Annotated in this window: 14 protein-coding genes; 13 read left to right on the top strand and 1 reads right to left on the bottom strand. The window is 68.4% G+C overall.

From position 1 onward, the window contains the following. The first annotated feature begins 72 nt into the window (after positions 1-72). From KF708C_RS13490 to ppk2, 6 genes are all read left to right on the top strand, one after another. Positions 73-408, top strand: a complete 336-nt coding sequence (locus KF708C_RS13490) for an NIPSNAP family protein (RefSeq protein ID WP_020202756.1) — start codon at positions 73-75, stop codon at positions 406-408. 12 nt (positions 409-420) lie between these two features. Then, a complete protein-coding gene (locus KF708C_RS13495) occupies positions 421-1,560 on the top strand; it encodes a mandelate racemase/muconate lactonizing enzyme family protein (protein ID WP_020202757.1) in 1,140 nt (379 codons plus the stop codon). A 15-nt stretch (positions 1,561-1,575) separates the two neighbouring features. Then, positions 1,576-2,571 (top strand): hydroxyacid dehydrogenase, encoded by a 996-nt coding sequence (locus KF708C_RS13500; protein WP_063923005.1) that lies wholly within the window; start codon positions 1,576-1,578, stop codon positions 2,569-2,571. Continuing rightward, positions 2,564-3,718, top strand: coding sequence for a mandelate racemase/muconate lactonizing enzyme family protein (locus tag KF708C_RS13505; RefSeq protein ID WP_082079545.1), 1,155 nt, complete (start codon positions 2,564-2,566; stop codon positions 3,716-3,718). Before KF708C_RS13500 ends, KF708C_RS13505 begins: the two co-directional genes overlap by 8 nt. 72 nt (positions 3,719-3,790) lie before the next feature. Beyond that, a complete protein-coding gene (locus KF708C_RS13510) occupies positions 3,791-4,774 on the top strand; it encodes a Bug family tripartite tricarboxylate transporter substrate binding protein (RefSeq protein ID WP_059412165.1) in 984 nt (327 codons plus the stop codon). 145 nt (positions 4,775-4,919) lie between these two features. Then, complete coding sequence (gene ppk2 / locus KF708C_RS13515) at positions 4,920-6,056, top strand: polyphosphate kinase 2 (protein WP_059412170.1); 1,137 nt, start codon at positions 4,920-4,922, stop codon at positions 6,054-6,056. 33 nt (positions 6,057-6,089) lie between these two features. Here the strand turns inward: ppk2 and KF708C_RS13520 are convergent, their stop codons facing one another. Then, positions 6,090-6,842: a carbonic anhydrase gene (locus KF708C_RS13520; RefSeq protein ID WP_059412174.1), complete on the bottom strand. Its 753-nt coding sequence runs from the start codon at positions 6,840-6,842 to the stop codon at positions 6,090-6,092. A gap of 591 nt (positions 6,843-7,433) precedes the next feature. On the opposite strand from KF708C_RS13520, the gene KF708C_RS13525 reads away from it, so the two are divergent. The 7 genes from KF708C_RS13525 to KF708C_RS34165 all read left to right on the top strand — a co-directional run bounded on the left by KF708C_RS13525 (position 7,434) and on the right by KF708C_RS34165 (position 18,645). After that, positions 7,434-8,003, top strand: coding sequence for a fimbrial protein (locus KF708C_RS13525; RefSeq protein WP_059412176.1), 570 nt, complete (start codon positions 7,434-7,436; stop codon positions 8,001-8,003). 31 nt (positions 8,004-8,034) lie between these two features. Continuing rightward, the gene (locus KF708C_RS13530; RefSeq protein WP_059412298.1) at positions 8,035-8,796 is read left to right on the top strand and encodes a fimbrial biogenesis chaperone; all 762 of its coding nucleotides are present in this window, start codon (positions 8,035-8,037) and stop codon (positions 8,794-8,796) included. A gap of 175 nt (positions 8,797-8,971) precedes the next feature. Next, on the top strand, positions 8,972-11,758 hold the full coding sequence (locus tag KF708C_RS13535) for a fimbria/pilus outer membrane usher protein (protein WP_231586472.1): 2,787 nt from the start codon (positions 8,972-8,974) through the stop codon (positions 11,756-11,758). A 24-nt stretch (positions 11,759-11,782) separates the two neighbouring features. Beyond that, the gene (locus tag KF708C_RS13540) at positions 11,783-12,535 is read left to right on the top strand and encodes a fimbria/pilus periplasmic chaperone (RefSeq protein ID WP_059412181.1); all 753 of its coding nucleotides are present in this window, start codon (positions 11,783-11,785) and stop codon (positions 12,533-12,535) included. A 63-nt stretch (positions 12,536-12,598) separates the two neighbouring features. Beyond that, on the top strand, positions 12,599-14,287 hold the full coding sequence (locus tag KF708C_RS13545; protein WP_059412182.1) for a ShlB/FhaC/HecB family hemolysin secretion/activation protein: 1,689 nt from the start codon (positions 12,599-12,601) through the stop codon (positions 14,285-14,287). Between the two features lie 83 nt (positions 14,288-14,370). Further along, entirely contained in the window at positions 14,371-17,349 is a 2,979-nt protein-coding gene (locus KF708C_RS13550; protein ID WP_059412184.1) for a two-partner secretion domain-containing protein, read from the top strand. Positions 17,350-17,448: 99 nt separating this feature from the next. Then, positions 17,449-18,645: a fimbrial protein gene (locus tag KF708C_RS34165; protein ID WP_197090355.1), complete on the top strand. Its 1,197-nt coding sequence runs from the start codon at positions 17,449-17,451 to the stop codon at positions 18,643-18,645. Positions 18,646-18,650: the final 5 nt, after the last annotated feature.

The raw sequence follows: 18,650 nt of genomic DNA on the forward strand, positions 1-18,650 counted from the left end.
ATATAGGTTTATAGTTTAAATAGACTTCGCGCGGTACCGCCGGGAACCGACGCGAAGACAAAGGAGACGACGATGATTGTGGAAGAGCGGGTCTACACCTGCCACTGCGGCAAGGCGCAGGCCTACGTGAGGATGTACGAGGCCGAGGGCCTCGCCATCCAGCGCCCCATCCTGGGCCACCTGCTGGGCTACTTCACCAGCGAGCTGGGCCCGCTCAACCAGGTGGTGCACCTGTGGGCCTACCAGGACCTCGAGGACCGCGCCGCCCGGCGCGCGCGCCTGCTGGCCGATCCCGCGTGGCAGGCCTACGCCGTCAAGGTGCAGCCGCTGGTGCTGACCCAGGAGAACAAGATCCTGGTGCCGGCCGCGTTTTCCCCCTGGGCCAGAGAGCCCGCCTACCTGTCCTGAAGCGAAGCGAACATGAAAATTACCGATGTCATCACGCACCAGCTGCTGGTGAACGTGGACGAGCCCTTCACCTCCTCGCGCGGCTGGTACTACAAGACCAAGGGCGCGCTGGTGGTGGAGATCGTGACCGACGAGGGCATCGTCGGCTGGGGCGACTGCTACGGGCCGGCGGCGGTGAACCGCGCCATCGTCGAGACCGTGCTGCGCGCCGCCGTGATCGGGCGCGACCCGTTCGACGTCGAGGTGATCTGGGAGGAGCTGTACAACAAGGTCAAGGACTACGGCATGACCGGGATGAACATCTCGGCCATCAGCGGCATCGACATCGCGCTGTGGGACATCATCGGCAAGGCCTGCGGCAAGCCCGTCCACAAGCTGATCGGCGGCGCCTTCCGCACCGAGCTGCAGGCCTATGCCACCGGCCTGTACTTCCGCGACATGAACCGCCTGGTGGAAGAGGCCGTGGAGGAAGCGCAGGGCTACGTGGAGCAGGGCTTCGGCGCGATCAAGATGAAGATCGGCCTGGGCTCGATCCACAAGGACCTGGAGCGCGTGGCAGCGGTGCGCGACGCCATCGGCCCCAAGGTGCAGTTGATGGTGGACGCCAACCACTGCTTCACGGTGCCGCAGGCCATCAACATCGGCCGCGAGCTGGAGAAGCTCGACGTGCACTGGTTCGAGGAGCCGATCTCGCCGGAAGACGTGGACGGCTACGTGGAGGTGTCGCGCCGGCTGGACATGGCGATCGCCGGCGGCGAGAACGAGTTCACCAAGTTCAGCTTCCGCCATCTGCTGGAAAAGCGCGCGATGGACATCGTGCAGCCGGATGTGTGCGCGGCCGGCGGCATCACCGAGTGCAAGAAGATCGCCACGCTGGCGCAGGCGCATTCGGTGCAGTGCGTGCCGCACGCATGGGGCACGGCCATCGGGCTGGCGGCCACCATGCATTTCCTGGCCTCGCTGCCCAACTGCCCGCCCTGCCTGGTGCCGGTGCATCCGATGCTGGAGTACGAGCAGACCTTCAACCCGTTCCGCGACGAGCTCAGCACCACGCCGCTCACGCACACGCGCGGCATCGTCGCGGTGCCGACCGGGCCGGGGCTGGGCATCGAGATCGACCGCGAAGTCCTGCGCAAGTATCGTGTCGCCTGAGGCGGGAGAACGCACATGACGCGACCTCTCATTCTCTGCACGCTGCCCATGCACGCATCCGGCGCCGCCCTGCTGGCGCCGGTGGCGGAGCTGGTGGTGGCGCCCGACACCGGCGCCGACACGCTGCGCCGCATGGTGCGCGACGCGGACTACCTGCTGGTGCGCAGCCACCTGCCCGCCGACCTGTTCGACGGCGCGCCCCGGCTCAAGGGCGTGGTGCGCAACGGCACCGGGCTCGACATGATTCCGGTCGATGCCGCCACCGCGCTCGGCATTCCCGTGGCCAACGTGCCCGGTGCCAACGCGCAGGCGGTGGCCGAATACTGCATCGGCGCCTTTCTCGCGCTGGCGCGGCGCTTCGGCATGATGGACGCGGCTTTGCGCGGCGCCGGCTGGGCCGAGGCGCGCGCGCTCAGCGCGCCGACCGTCGAACTGGCGGGCAAGACGGTCGGCATCGTCGGCCTGGGCAATATCGGCGGCAGGCTCGCGCGCATCTGCGCCGGGGCGTTCGGCATGACCGTGCTGGCCAGCCAGCCCGGCGAGGCCGGCCTGCCGGACTTCGTCACGCGGGTCACGCTGGACGAACTGCTGCGGCGAAGCGATTTCGTCTCGTTGAACTGCCCGCTGACGCCGCAGACCCATCACCTGCTCGACGCGGCGCGGCTGCGCGCGATGAAGCCGGGCGCGTTCCTGGTCAACGCCGCGCGCGGCGAGGTCGTCGACGAGGATGCGCTGGTGCGGGCGCTGGGCGAAGGCTGGATCGCCGGCGCCGCGCTCGACGTGTTCGCGCGGCAGCCGCTGGCGCCCGCGCATCCGCTGCTGGCGCTCGACAACGTGATGCTCACCCCGCACGCGGCGTCGCTCACGCAAGAGAGTTCGGAGAAGATGAGCACGGGCGCGGCGCGCCAGCTGCTGCAGCTCATTGCCGGCGAGCGTCCCGAGTTCCTGGTCAACCCGCAGGTCTGGGACGGCCATGCCAGCCGCCGGGCCGTGGAGGTGCAACGTGCCTGATACCCAATCGAGCCTGAAGATCGTCAGCGTGGAAGGGTTTGCCACCTCGTTCCCGGTCAGGCAGGGCGTGACGCTCGGCATCGGGCGCGCGGTCAAGCGCGACGCGCTGATCGTCAAGGTGATCACCGAAGGCGGGCTGGTGGGCTGGGGCGAATCGCACCACGGCCGCTGCCCGGGCGCGATCGCCCAGTTGATCAACACCACGCTGCGCCAACTGGTGACGGGCATGGAGGCGCACGATGTGGTCGGCGTGTGGGCGCGCATCTACGCGCGCCAGCTTGCCAGCCACGGCATGGGCACCGCGTGCGCGCTGGCCATGAGCGGCATCGACCAGGCGCTGTGGGACATCCGCGGCAAGGCGGTGGGCTGGCCGCTGTACAAGCTGCTGGGCGGCAGCCGCAGGCCGGTGCCGGCCTATGCCGGCGGCATCTCGCTCGGCTTCCAGCCGCCGGCGGCGCTGGTGGACGAGGTGGCGGCGCTGCGCGCGCAGGGCTACCGCGCGGTGAAGCTGCGCTTCGGCGACAGCGTGGCGCGCGACGTGGAGCGGCTGGAGGCGATCCGCCGGGCCTTCGGCGCGGAGCTGAAGATCATGGTGGACGCCAACACCGGCTACCGCCTCGACGACGTGCGCCGCGTGATGCCGGCGCTGGTGGCGATGGACGTGGCGTGGCTGGAGGAGCCGTTCCCGCCGCAGGACTACCGCGACTACCGCCACGCCGCCGCGCTGGGCGGCGTGCCGCTGGCCGCCGGCGAGAACCACTACACGCGCTTCGAGTTCAACCGCCTGATCCGCGAGGAATCGGTGCAGGTGTTGCAGCCCGACCTGTCCAAGACCGGCGGCATCACCGAAGGCCTGCGCATCGCGGCGATGGCATCGGGCGAGAAGCTCGCCATCCATCCGCACACGTCCGCCAGTGGGCTGAACATGGCCGCCAGCATCCACCTGCTGTCGGCCATCGAGAACCCCGGTTACTTCGAGGCCGACGTGGCTCGCGAAAACCTGTTCCGCGACCAGTTGACCACGCGGCCGGACCGGCTCGACGCGGATGGCAACGTCATGCCGGGCGAGGCGCCGGGGCTGGGCATCGAGGTGGACGAGGATTTCCTGCGCGCGCATCCGGTGATCGAGGGGCCGGCCTATGTGTAGGGGAGCGGGCTAGCCGCGCCGGATCGCCGCCGCGGCAATGCAGGACAACATAACTACAGACAGGAGACAGACATGTACATCAAGACGCTACTGGCGGCCGCGGCCGCCATCGCGCTGGCCGCGCCGCCGCTGGCCGCGGCGCAGGGCACGGCGCAGGATTTCCCGCGCAAGCCGATCCGCATCATCGTGCCCTACGTGGCCGGCGGCAGCACCGACCTGCTGGCGCGCCTGGTCGGGCAGAAGCTGACCGAGAAATGGGGCCAGCCGGTGGTGGTGGAGAACCGCCCGGGCGCCAACGGCATGGTCGGTACGGAGTTCGTGGCCAAGGCGCCGCCGGACGGCTATACGCTCGGCATCGCCTCGCCCGGCACGCACGCGGCCAATGCCAGCCTCTACAAGAACGTGCCGTACGACACCGTGCGCGACTTCACGCCGGTCACGCTGGCGGTCAACGCGCCGATGCTGCTGGTGGCCAACCCGCAGCTCAAGGTCAAGAGCGTGCGCGAGCTGATCGCGCTGGCCAAGGCGCACCCGGACAGCATCAGCTACGCCTCGGGCGGCAGCGGCTCGTCCCAGCACCTGGCGATGGAGCAGTTCATGTACATGGCCGGCATCAAGATGGTCCACGTGCCTTACAAGGGCTCGTCCAATTCCTATACCGACCTGCTCGGCGGGCGCGTCTCGGTCGAGTTCGACGTGCTGCCCACGGCCACGCCGCACACCCGCAGCGGCAAGCTGCTGGCGCTGGCGACGGCGGCCGACAAGCCGCTGCCGCAGATGCCCGACGTGCCCACGGTGGCGTCGGCCGGCGTGCCGGGCTTCACGGCGTCGTCGTGGTACGGCTTCGTCGGGCCGGCGGGCATGCCGAAGGACATCCTGGCCAAGCTCAACACCGAGATCGTGGCCGCGCTGCGCCAGCCGTCGTCGGTCGAGACGCTGGAGAAGGCCGGCCTGCAGGTGGTGGCCGGCACGCCCGAGCAGTTCGCCGCGCATATCAGGTCGGAGATGGACAAGGCCGCCAGGATCATCGCCGAGGCGCATATCCAGCCGGACTGAGCGCCGTTGGGGGCGGCTGATGATCTGCATCAAGAGCCGCCGGGCGGTGTTTGCGCATAATCAAACTCGCGATTCCCGATTCCCGCCGGAGTTGCTGCCGGGTTCCCGGGCATCGCGCTACCGCGCAACCCTTCCGATACCCGCTATGGCAGCACACGTACATAACATCGATTCGTCCCCCTCCGGCCAGCCCGATTCCGCCAACCCGCCAGCCGACGCGCGTCCGGTCGCCAAGGGCGACGTGATTCCGACCCGCACGCCGCGCTCGGCCGAGCGCAACACCGTCATCGACGCCGTGGACGCCGCCGCGCAACTGGCGGCCAGCAGCATGCAGGACATCCTCGCTCAGGCCGCCGTCGAGGGCGAGGAAGGCATGCTCGGCGTGGTCAGGACGCTGATGGACGGCATGTCTCCCGACGAAGCCGCGCAACTGCGCAGCCTCATCCTCGAAGGCGATCCCGGCGCCTGGCAGGTGGGCAAGCGCAGGCATCCGGACCACGAGCTGTCGCCGGGCTGGCGCGAGGGCCTGTATCCGTACCAGAACCTGATGTCGCGGCGCAATTACGAGAAACAGAAATACCGGCTCCAGGTGGAATTCCTGAAGCTGCAGGCCTGGGTCAAGGAAACCGGCCAGCGCGTGGTGATCCTGTTCGAGGGGCGCGACGCGGCCGGCAAGGGCGGCGCCATCAAACGCTTCATGGAACACCTGAACCCGCGCGGCGCGCGCGTGGTGGCGCTGGAAAAGCCCACCGAATCCGAGCGCGGCCAGTGGTACTTCCAGCGCTACGTCCAGCACCTGCCCTCGGCCGGCGAGATCGTGCTGTTCGACCGCTCCTGGTACAACCGCGCCGGCGTGGAACACGTGATGGGATTCTGCTCGCCGCAGGAATACCAGGATTTCCTGATGCAGGTGCCCGAGTTCGAGCGGCATCTGGTGCGCAGCGGCATCCACCTGTTCAAGTTCTGGTTCTCGGTCAGCCAGAAGGAGCAGCGCCGGCGCTTCCGCGAGCGCGAGATCCATCCGCTCAAGCAATGGAAGCTCAGCCCGGTCGACGTCGCCTCGCTCGACAAGTGGGATGCCTACACGCGGGCGAAGGAAACGATGTTCGCGCGCACCGATACCGCCGATTCGCCGTGGACCGTGATCCGCTCCGACTGCAAGAAGCGGGCGCGCCTGAACGCGATGCGGCACGTGCTGCTGCGCTTTCCCTACGCCAACCGCGACGTCGAGGCGGTCGGCCCGACCGATCCGCTGATCGTCGGGCGGGCGCTGGCGGGCTAGCCCGGCCCGCCCCTCGGCGGCGCGGGCTGTCGTTCAGTCCGCGCCGCCGGACCGTATCTCGCGTCCGTTGAGCGGCTGCGCGGGGCGCGCGTTCATCGGGTACAGCGCGCGGAACGCCGCCAGTTGCGCCGCGGAAATCTCCAGCGGCGTCCTGAACACGCGCCAGCGCACGCCTTCGCTGCACGGCGGCGTGGTCAGCGAACCCATGTAGGCGTAATAGCCGCGCGCGCCGGGCAGCAGCGCCGCCGGGTCGAGCGCGGCCAGCTTCCGCTTTTCTCCCTTATGGGCGGGCAGGCTGGCGAAGACCGGCTTCAGGGCCGCGTTCTCCTCGCCCAGCCTGAACAGCACCGCCACCACCGCAAGCCGGCCCTCGGCATCCCTGTGGACCAGATGCGCGGCCAGCGGATAGGCCTTGCCGTCGAACGTGGTTTCGCTGGGCGTATGGAAATGGAACTGTAGCAACTGGTAGGCCGTGCCGTCGATGCGCGCCGTGCCCGCGCCGCGCAGGTTCGCCTGGATGGTGTGGCCGTTGTTGACCAGTTCCGCCGCGCCGCCGCGGTACGCGAAGGCCATCGCCTCGCCGCCGTCCTCCTTCTCCTGCACGCCGCCCAGGTCCACCGGCGACTGCGCCGCGCCGCCGCGGCAGCCGGCAAAGCGTTTGTCGAGGTCCGCCCAGTGCTCGGCGCCGGTGCGCCCCGAGTAGCTCCAGTGCGCCTCGTGTCCGGCGAATGCCGCGGGAGCGGCAAGCAGCGCGCACAGCGCCGCGGCAAGCATCTCTGTCTTCATCCTGTTTCCCCTGGTTGTCTTTCCATGTCGGGCAGCGCGCTGGGCCGCGCTGCGAGCCCGAAGTCTGCCAACGCATGATGAATTTGGCGATGCGGCGGATAACTCGGAAGTTTCGATTTTTCACTGTGAATCTTCTGATCTCGATTTCCATTTTCTGCATATCTGCCTGTCGTCTCCTTTTGGGCGCGAGGACAACTGGCAGCAGTGAGACAGGACGACGTAAAGGTCGCATCGGCCGCAGGAAAGACAGACGTTTACGAAGCGTGTCTCAGAAGAATCGACACGTTATGTCGTACGCGTCCTATGCATTCATTGGAATTAGTACCAATCAAAAAATGACGTTTCTCGATATCAAAGAGATGCTTCGTGGAATCTTCATGCGCGCCGGACAGTACATTTTCATTACCGGAGAGTGATGTGGTTGCCACCGCGGATCTCCCCGGAAATGAAGCGTCGAATGCCGAGATGCCAGACCGGGCATGGCCATTTTCCATGGCCGGCGAAGCGGTTCGGTTGCCACCGCGCGGTCATGAGAGCGATGCGGCGAAGACGGTCATAGCTCCACTCACCTCAACCTGAAAAGGTAATCACATGAAGCGCACAATCGTTGCATCCCTCGCCACCACCTGCGTGGCCCTGGCCGCCCTGACGCCGTCGCTGTCGCAGGCGTTCGACGGCCAGATCGACTTCACCGGCAGCATCACGGACGTGAGCTGCACCATCAACGGCCATCAGCCGGGCGGTGGCAATCACACCCTGGTCGATCTGGGTACGATCAATCCGAACGTGTTTACCGGGCTGAATGCGCGCAGCACCGCCGTGCCGTTCAGCCTGGCGCTGGGCGGCGGCACGAACTGCATCGACGGCCGCAAGGCACTGGTCTCCTTCGATACGGGTTCGTCCAACATCGATCCCAACACAGGCAACCTGATCCTGGTGGGCACCGGCGCGGCCAAGGGCGTGCAGGTCGAGGTCAGCGACGCCGGCAACGGCGCGTCCGGCAAGATCCCGCTGAACGTGGCGCAGACCACGCCGCAGACGGCCACGATCTCGGGCAACACCGCCACGCTGACCTACAGCGCCGTGTACGTGCAGACGGCTGGCTCCATCACGCCGGGCGCCGCCAACACGTTCATCCGCTACACGATGGTCTACAACTGAGCCGGGTCAGGATCCTGATCCCGTGAACGCCATGACGTCGGTCGCACACCTGTCTTTCCGCCTCGCCGCAGCCGGCGTCATGGCGCTCTCCGCCCTCGCCGCGCCGGCGCAGGCGGCCATTGTCATCCAGGGGACCCGCGTAGTGTTCCCCGCGGACTCCCGCGAAGTCACGCTGCGCATCAACAATCCCAGCGCCGCGCCCGTGCTGGTGCAAAGCTGGGTCGACGACGGCCACGCGGACATTCCGCCCGAGCAGGTGCGGGTGCCGTTCGTGCTCGCGCCGTCGGTTTCCCGCGTGGAGCCGAGCAAGGGCATGGTCTTGCGCATTTCCTACACGGGCGAGGCGCTGCCCGCGGACCGCGAGTCGCTGTTCTGGCTCAACGTGCTGGAAGTGCCTTCGAAACAGGAGGGCGCGGAGAACGTGCTGCAGTTCGCTTTCCGCAGCCGCATCAAGGTGTTCTTCCGGCCGGTCCAGCTCAAGGACGTGGACGCCGCCGCCGCCAGGCTCACCTGGAAGCTGGCCAGCGTGGACCGGACCGACGGCAAGTCCGGCAAGCAGCTTGCGGTGCAAGCGAGCAATCCCACGCCGTATTACGTTTCGTTCGGGTTCGTCGAAGCTACGCTGGACGGCAAGTCCGTGCTGGTGCCCGGCGGCATGGTCGCGCCGCTTGCCACGCAGACCATTGCCCTGCCCGATACCAAGCCTGGCAATCATGCCAAGGCGTCGGTCCGCTTCGAGGTCATCAACGACTATGGCGGCCGCTCGATAGAAGAGCGGACCCTGGCGAACTGAAGCTATCGCGCCCCGCTCCTTCCGCCGCTTGCGCAACATGGCGGACTCCCAATTCGAATCCAGGAAAGTCCCGTCGGCCATGTATTCTCCCCGTCCTGCCTACATCGTCCTTCCTCGCCGGCCCCAGCGGCCCCGCGCGGTGGCCGCTCCGCCGCCGTCTCGGCTCGAGCGTTTCGTGCCACGCCTGGTCAGCGCCGCGGCGGCGATCGCGATGTCGCCGACCGCATGGGCCGCGGCCACGATGGTGGGCCAGGGCGCGGGTCCGCGCCAGCCCGTGGACACCGCCGCGCAGGTGGGCGAGCGGCTGGCGCGCGAGGAGCGCGCGGAGCGCGGCCAGGACCGCGGCGACGGCGATGCCGCCGCCGTCACCGATACGGCCGATACCGCGGCGCTTCAGCTTGCCGCCAGGCCGGTGCTGTTCGATTCCTACATGCTGGTGCAGGGCGGCGACGGTTTCGCCATCGACACCAGCCGCTTCGAGCGGCCCGACATCGTGGCGCCCGGCCGCTACCGCACGGAGCTGCTGGTCAACGGCCAATGGCGCGGCACCGAGGACATCGAGTTCAGACAGGTGCCCGGCAAGGAAAGCGCGCAGCCGTGCTACAGCCGCGAATTGCTGACGCGTGCCGGCGTGGACCTCGCCAAGGCGGCGCGCGGCCAGGATCCGCAGCACGTGCCGGACCCGGTGCCCGAAGGAGCGGTCTGCGACGAGATCTCGCGCTACATCCCCGGCGCCGAATTGAGCTACGACCAGGCCGAGCAGCGCGCCTACCTGACCGTGCCGCAATACTTCCTGCGGCTGACCGGGCTCACCAACTACGTCGACCCGCAGCAGTGGGACAGCGGCGTGCCCGCGCTGCTGCTGAACTACAACACCAACGTCTTCACCACCGAGAGCCAGGGGCACAACACCACCAACGGCTACGCGGGCGTGAACCTGGGCATGAACCTGGGACCGGTGCGGGTGCGTCACAACGGCGCCGTGACGTGGTCGCCGCAGACCGGCACGCACTACCAGCGCGGTTTCATCTACGGCCAGACCGACGTGACCGCACTGCGCTCGCAACTGCTCGTGGGTGAGAGCGCGACCAGCGGCGAGCTGTTCGATTCGGTGTCGTTCCGCGGCGCGTCGCTGTTCAGCGACGACCGCATGCTGCCCGAGGCGCAGCGCTATTACGCGCCGGTGGTGCGCGGCACCGCGGCTTCCAACGCCAAGGTTTCGGTCTACCAGCGCGGCTACCTGGTCTACGAGACTACCGTGGCGCCCGGCCCGTTCGAGATCGACGACCTGCAGGTGGCCAGCTATGGCGGCGACCTCAACGTCACCGTGACCGAGGCCAACGGGCAGGAGCGCACGTTCGTGGTGCCGTTCGCCACCACCGTGCAACTGCTGCGCCCCGGCTCCACGCGCTACAGCGTGACCGCCGGCCGCGCCAGCGATCTCTCGCTGCAAGGCAGCGGCAAGTACATCGTGCAGGGTACGGTGCAGCACGGCATCAACAACATGGTGACCGGCTACGGCGGCATGGCTTTCGCCACCAACTACATGTCCGGGCTGGTGGGCGCGGCGTTCAACACGCCGCTGGGCGGCTTCGGCGCCGACGTGACCTATGCCAGGACCGGGCTGGCGAACGGAGAAAGCAAGCGCGGCGCCAGCTTCCGGCTGTCGTACAGCAAGAACATCGCCAACAGCGGCACCAATTTCTCGCTGGCGGCCTACCGCTACTCCACCGGCGGTTATCTCGGCCTGCGCGACGCGCTGAGCCTGCACGACCTGACCGAGCGCGGCGTGCCGACCGACTCGTTCGCGCGCATGCGCGCGCGCATGGACGCCAACGTCAGCCAGCAGCTCGGCACCAGCGGCGGCAGTGTCTATCTCAACGGCTCCTCGCTGCAGTACTGGAACCAGCGCGGACAGGCGCTGAGCTTCACGCTCGGCTACAGCAACCAGTGGCGCGGCATCACCTACTCGGTGTCCGTGCAGCGCGTGCAGAACGTGTCGGCCGGCACCAGCGTGCCCTACACCGGCGGCGGCAGCTTCATGAGTCCCAGCGTCACGCCCAAGAGCACGCTGGTCAGTGTGAATCTCTCGATTCCGCTCGGCCGCGGCGGCTCCCGCACCACGCCGCTCATGAACACCTTCTTCACGCACGACAGCGACCGCGGCGCCCAGGTGTCCACCGGCGTGTCGGGCGCGCTCAACGAGCGCGGCACGGCGTCGTATTCGGTGTCCGGCACCTACGACAACAACCGCAACGCGACCTCGGGCAACGCCAGCATCAGCTACCGCGCCTCGCGTGCCACGGTGGGCGCGAGCATCGCGCAGGGGCAAGGCTACCGCCAGGCGTCGGCCAATGCCATGGGCGCGCTGGTCCTGCACCCGGGCGGCCTTTCGGCGGCCCAGACGCTGGGCGAGACCATCGGCGTGGTGAAGGCGCCCGATGCCACCGGCGCGACGGTCAATTCCGGCGGCGCCACCATCGACGGGCGCGGCTACGCGATCGTGCCGAGCCTCACGCCCTATCAGCTCAACAGCGTCGACCTCGATCCGAAGGGCATGGCCGACGACGTGGAACTGAAGACCACCTCGCGCAGCGTGGCGCCGCGCGCCGGCGCGGTGGTGATGCTTTCCTACGAGACGCGCCGCGCGCGCGCCGTGCTGATCGACAGCCGCACGCCCAGCGGCGAGCCGCTGCCGTTCGCCGCCAGCGTGATCGACACCGAGACCAACGCATCCGTGGGCGCGGTCGGCCAGGGCAGCCGCCTGGTGATCCGCAGCGAGAAGGACCACGGCACGATCCGCGTCGAATGGGGCAGCAAGCCGGACCAGCGCTGCGCCATCGACTACACGCTGCCGGCGCGCGAAACCGGCGGCGGCAAGAGCTACGCAACGCTGGACCTCGAGTGCAGGCCGATTCCGGCCGGCGGCGCCGAGGGCGGCAAGGTCGCGGCACGGCAGTAGGCAGACAACGGACCCGGAGGCGCGATGAACACAGGAACGAAGACAGGCATACGGCGGCGGCACGTGCTGGCGGTGCTGGTGGCGCTGTCGCTGCTGGCGCCGGGCTGGGCCGCGGCGGCGCTGTCGGTGGTGGGCACGCGCTTCATCTATCCCGCCGGCGCGAAGGAGTTGACCGTGCAGGTGGGCAACAAGGGCCGCAGCCCGATCCTGGTGCAGGCCTGGCTGGACCGCGGCGATCCCGATGCCGATCCCGCCAGGCTCAGCGTGCCGTTCGTGCTGGCGCCGCCGATGTTCCGGCTGGACCCCGAGCACAAGTCCGTGCTGCGCCTCAGGCATACCGGCGAGCCGCTGCCGGGGGACCGCGAATCGGTGTTCTGGCTCAACTTCCTCGAAGTGCCGACGCTGCCCGAGGACAGCCGCAACCTGCTGCGGCTGTCATACCGTTCGCGCATGAAGCTGCTGTACCGGCCCGCCGGCCTGCCCGGCAGCGCCGACGAAGCGGTCTCGCGCGTGACGTGGCGCCTCGGCGGCGCGCCCGCGCCCGGCGACGCGGTACTGGAGGCGGACAACCCCACGCCGTATTACGTCTCGCTCGCGCAGATGACGGTCACGCGCGGCGCTGCCGCGGTGGAACTGGACGGCCAGACGCTGGCGCCGCTCGGCGTCACGCGCATCGCGCTGCCCGGCCTGAAGGGGAGCGGCGAAGCGCAGGTGCGCTACGAGGTGGCGAAGGACGGTGGGGAATTGGTCGGCGGGAGCGCGAGCGCCAGGCCGTAGGTCCGCCCGGATGGTCCGCGCGGCGCAGGTGAATCGACGATGGTCAATGTGAAAGCAAGACAAATGATTGGTATCCCGGGCCTGTGCGCATTCGGCGCGGCGCTGGCGCTGCCGGTGGCCGCGTGGGCGCAGGCGCCCGGTGTTCCAAACGCACCCAATATTCCCAACGCCGGGCAGACCATGCGCGACCTGGAAACGGTGCGCCCCGGCCTGCCGGCGCCATCGGACCTGGAACTGGATATGCCCCAGGCGCCGGCGCGCCCGGCCGCGCCCGCCGAGCCGGGCCTGCGCATGACGGTGCAGGGCTTTCGCATCACCGGCAACCAGGCGTTCGCGTCGGCGCAACTACTGGCGCTGCTGCGCGACCTGCACGGCAGTGAGCAGGACCTTGCCGGCCTGCGCGCCGCGGCCGACCGCATCACCGCGTACTACCACGAACACGGCTACGTGCTGGCGCGCGCGTTCCTGCCGCGCCAGGACATCGAGGACGGCGTGGTCCTGATCGAAGTGATGGAGGGCCGCTACGGGCAGGTCGAATTGCAGAACCAGTCGCGCGTGCTCGACGGCGTGCTGCGCCAGCCGCTCGCGGCGCTCAGGGGCGGCGACGCCGTGCAGGCCGCCGCGCTGGAAAGCCGCCTGCTGCTGCTCAACGACCTGCCTGGCGTGCAGGTGCGCGGCACGCTGCGCCCCGGCGCCGAGCGCGGCGCCACCGACCTCGTGGTCGACGCGGCACCGCTGCCGCTGGTCAGCGGCAGCGTGGAGGCGGACAACTACGGCGGCTACTACACCGGCGAATACCGCCTGGGCGGCAGCCTCTATCTCAACAGCCCGCTGCGGCTCGGCGACCAGTTGAGCCTGCGCGTGCTGGGCAGCGACAAGCGGCAGCGCTACTACCGCGCCGGCTACCAGGTGCCGTTCGGCCCGTGGCTCACGCGCGCGGGCGTGGCGTACTCCGAGATGCGCTACCACCTGGCGCGGGATTTCGCGGTGCTGGATGCGCACGGCAAGGCCGGCATCCGCAGCGCCTTCATCACCCAGCCGCTGCTGCGCGGCCGCGCGTTCAACGTGAACGCGCAACTGCAATACGACGACAAGCGGCTGCGCGACGACATGGACCTGTTCGAGGTGACCAATCCCAAGCGCGTCGAATCATGGACGCTGGGCGTGAACGCCAACAACCAGGACGGGTTGTTCGGCGGCGGGCAGAGCATGGTGTCGGTGAGCGTCAGCCGCGGGCGGCTGCGCCTGGACGATCCCTACACGAGTTACGTGGACGGCTTCACCGCCCACGCCGCCGGCCGCTTCAGCAAGCTGAGCCTGAACGCCGCGCGGCTGCAGCGGCTGAGCCAGCGCTTCCAGCTTTATGGCCAGTTCAATGCGCAATGGGCCTCGGGCAATCTCGACGGCTCCGAGAAATTCGGCATGGGCGGGCCCTACGGCGTGCGCGGCTACGCGCTCGGCGCCGGCACCGGCGACCAGGGCTGGCAGGCCAGCCTGGAGCTGCGCTACATGCCCTTTGCCGGCTGGCAGTTCAGCGCCTTCGTCGACCGCAGCGAGGTCGACATCAACCGCCATCCCTGGTCCACCGGGAACAACCAGCGCCGGCTGACCGCCGCTGGAGTCGGTGCCGGCTGGACCGGCGACGGGCATCAGGTCAGCGTGGCGCTCGCGTGGCCGGTGGGCCAGCGCGACGAAAGCGGCGGGCCGGTGCGCAGCCCGCGGATCTGGGTGCAGGGCGCGCAGTACTTTTGAGCGGCGGATGTCCGCCGCGCGGCATCGATGTCGTACCCATGCTGCCGGGCAGATGGCAGTGTCTGACAAACAAGGAAGAAGTCATGAACAAGAACTACGCATTGGTCTGGAACCAATCTCAGGGTTGCTGGAATGTCGCCAGCGAAGGAACGCGCCGCCACGGCAAGCCGGGCAGCGCGAAGCGGGTCATCGCGGCAGCCGCCGCCGTGCTGGGGCTGGGCGCGCTGGCCACGGCGCATGCGTTGCCGACCGGGCAGTCGATCGTGTCCGGCAGCGGCGACGTGCAGGTATACAACGGCGGCAGGAACATGACGGTCAATCAGCAGTCCGACAAGCTGATCGTCAACTGGAACGAATTCAACATCGGCGCGGCCGAACGCGTCGCCTTCAACCAGCCCGCCAATACCTCGGTGGTGTTGAACCGCGTGGTCACGGCGGCTACCAGCAACATCGATGGCGCGCTGGATGCCAATGGCCGCGTGTTCCTGGTCAATCCCAACGGCATGCTGTTCGGCCGGACCGCCCAGGTCAACGTCGGCGGGCTGGTGGCCTCGGCGCAAGGCATCAGCGACGCCGACTTCCTCAACGGCAATTACCGCTTCGCGGGCAGCACCGGCGCGCAGGTATGGAACTACGGCACGATCAATGCCGCGCCGGGCGGCAGCGTGGCGCTGCTGGGCACGAACGTCAACAACACCGGCACGATCCAGGCCCTGCTGGGCCGCGTGGCGCTGGGCGCCGGCAACGACTTCACCGTCAGCTTCGATGGCAGCGGCCTGCTCAACCTGCAGGTCAACGGCGCCGCGCTGAGCGCGGTGGCGCAGAACGGCGGCGTGCTGCGCGCCAATGGCGGGCAGGTGCTGATGACGGCGCAGGCGGCCGGCAGCCTGCAGCAGGCGGTGGTCAACAACACGGGCGTCGTCGAGGCCAAGACCCTGGCCGGCTACGCCGGCAGGATCACGCTGGACGGCGGCGACGCCGGCACCGTGCGCGTGGCCGGCAGCCTCAACGCCAGCGCGCTGTCCGGCCCGGGCAACGGCGGCGTCGTCGAGACCAAGGGCGCCGACGTGCAGGTGCTGGTGGGTACGCAGGTCAGCACCCAGGCCAGCTATGGCCAGACCGGCACCTGGCGCATCGGCACGGCCGAGGCCAGCGTCAGGCAGACGGGCAGCGCAGGCGGCAGCACCGTAACGGCCGACACGCTGGCACGCAGCCTGGGCACCACCAATGTCGAGCTGGTCAGCAACACTGGCAATCTCTCGGTCAACGCGCCCGTGGCCTGGAGCAGCGGCAACAAGCTGGCGCTGACCGCGGCCGGCGACGTCAACATCAACGGCGTCGCGCTGACGGCCAGCGGCGCGGGCTCCGGCATGGAGATCAACTATGGCGCGGGCAATGCCCTGAAGCTGAACAACGGCGCCGTGGTGACGCTGTCCGGCACCGGTGCCTCGTTCAAGTCGAACGGCTACTTCTATGACGTGATCCAGAATTTCTCCCAGTTGCAGAACGTCAACAACAACCTGGGCGGCTATTACGTGGTCGGCACCGATTTTCGCGGTGCCTACATGACGCCGATCGGTTCCAGCCAGGTCTTCTCCGGCATCTTCGAGGGCCTGGGCCATACGCTGAGCGACATCAGGGTGAGCGGCACGGGGCCGTATGTCGGCCTGTTCGGCATCTCGTCCGGCCGCATCAGCAACCTGAACCTGGCTTCGCTTACGGCCGTCGGCCCCTCCGGCTGGCCCGCGGGCGGGATTGCGCTGGTGGGCGGGCTGGCGGGCGCGAACTTCGGCCAGATCAACAACGTCAACGTCACCGGCGTGAAGGTGGACGGCAACGTCTACGGCAGCAGCGGCGCCACGACGGGCGGCCTGGTCGGGATGAATTTCGGCACCATCGACACCGCCAGGGTGGCAGGCACCGTGTCGGGCAACGACTACAGCCAGGCCGTCGGCGGTCTGGTCGGCGAGAACTTCGGCCGCGTGATCAACAGCCAGACCAACGTCAGCCTGATGAACCGCATGTCGCACAACCTGTCCGGCAGCGTGGGCGGACTGGTCGGGATCAACAACGGCGACGGCACGGGCGGCAGTGCCGCTGGTTTCATCGCCGACTCCTCGAGCCTGGGCACTATCACCAACTACGCGGGCGGAGCCAATTACGGCGGGCTGGTCGGCTACAACCGTGGCGGCACCGTCGCGAGCAGCTTCTTCGCCACTGGCTCCGTCAACGCCACCGGCGGTTATCTCGGTGGCCTGGTCGGCCGCAATGAGGGCGGCTCGATTACCGGCTCCTACGCCAGCGGCAGGGTGACCGGTTCCGGCGCGGCCACGGTGGGTGGCCTGGTGGGCTGGAATCAGGCGGGCAACCTGACCGATGTCCGGGCCAGCGGCGTCGTCGAGAACCGCAGCGGCGTCAGCGTGGGCGGGCTGGTTGGCACGCATGACGGCGGCACCATCCTGAATGCCGAGGCCGCCGGCGAGGTCTACGGCGGCAGCGGCGCCCGCGTGGGCGGGCTGGTTGGCAGCAGCAATGGTGGTGCCATCGTCGGCGCGCTGGCGACTGGCAATGTCTGGTCCGGCAGCAACAGCCACGTCGGTGGCCTGGTCGGCTACAACGCCGGCGACTTGCAGGGGGTGGAAGCCCGCGGCAATGTCTCTAGCGGCAGCAACAGCTACGTCGGCGGGCTGGTCGGCACCAACAACACGAGCCTCGACCCGACCGCCATGGCGATTTCCGGCGTGGCCAGCGGCAGCGTCACAGGCCAAAACTACAGCATGGTAGGCGGCCTGGTCGGCCAGAACAACGGCCGCATCCTCGGCGCCTCGGCCTCGGGCTCGGTCAAGGGCGGCAGTTATGCATCGCTGGGCGGGCTGGTCGGCGTGAACAACGGCGTGGTCGAGTATTCGCAGGCGAGCGGCAAGGTCAACGCCACGGCCTACTACGGCCAGAACGGCGGTGGGCTGGTCGGCGTGAACTATGGCCGGATGAGCTACAACGCCGTCTCCGGTGACGCCGCGCTGGTGCCGCTGGCGGGCCGCAACTTCGGCACCATCGAGTAAGGCGCCGAGGCTGGCCGGCCGCCTGTCCGCCTGGTGCAGGCCGGACGGGCGCGCCGGCCCCTGAAATTGCCTCGCAGTAAGGAGGCCATGGAGAATGGCATGAACAGGAACGAATTGCCGGGCGCCGGGCGCGCCCCGTCACCGCGCTGGCTCGCTGCCGTGCCGCTGCTGGCACTCGGGGTTGCATTGGGCGTGGCCAGCGCGGACGTGCGGGCGGCATGGGTGGACGCCGTGACAACCGGTTGCCTTACGCGGCTCTCCGACGACATGGTGCAGCCATGGACGATCGTCAATCCGCTGACCAGCAGCACGCCGGTCGGCACCCCCCTGATGGCGCGGAACTTCAGCTTGCATACCGAATTTGCCTACAAGCCGGCTACCGTACCCCACACGCTCGTCATTGCCGGGCACTGGTCGGTGGGACCGATCGGATCGGACAGCATTGCGCCGACCAATATCGACGGCATCGGTCTCAAATGGATGACGGTATCGGGGGCTGGCGAGACACCGCTGCCCTTCAGTTCGTATCCGACGGCGTTGGCCGCCGACAAACTTGCGTTGATGATAAATGACGCGGTGGGCTCTGGAAGCTCCGGGCGTCTCTCCGGCTACAGGCAATACCTGGTGCTGACCAAGCCCGCGAATCTGCTGCCGCCGGGTGCGCTCCAGGTGACCAGGATCGCGGATAACCGGGAGGTGAAGCTTTATGCCCGGGATTTCCTGACCGCGGCGGCGCCGGCGCTTGGCACCATCGTCGACCTCAGCCAGGCGACTTCGGGCACCTGCAGTCTGGAGCGTGTCTACGACAGCACGGGCATCGTCAACCTCGGCGGCGGCCCGCCGCCGCCGATTCCGAACAAGTGCGACGTGGTGGCCAACCAGATCATTCCGGTCAACCTGGGTACCTTTTCGGTGAGGGATTTCCCGAACGCCAACAGCACCTCGACGCCGGTGCCGTTCGCCATCACGCTGAACAATTGCACGGCAAACGCCAAGCCCACGATCAGCTTCCGCGACAAGTCCAACAAGCCGACCACCGACAAGACCATCCTGCAACTCTACGCGCCCGGCGGGCAGAGCCTGGCCGAGGGCTTCGGCATCATCATGACGAACAGGTCGAGCGGTGCGCGCATCGCCTTCGACAATCCGAACGTGGCCACGAAGTACGTGATGACGCGCTCGGGCGATACGGCGACGATCCAACTGCAGGCGCAATACCTTCGCACCGGCACGGTTGCCGAGATGAAGGCCGGGTATGCCGGCGGCTCGGCGGAATTCACGTTTACCTTCCCATGAGGGCG

Origin of the sequence: Cupriavidus basilensis (genome assembly GCF_000876015.1) — a bacterium.
Classification (GTDB): domain Bacteria; phylum Pseudomonadota; class Gammaproteobacteria; order Burkholderiales; family Burkholderiaceae; genus Cupriavidus; species Cupriavidus basilensis_B.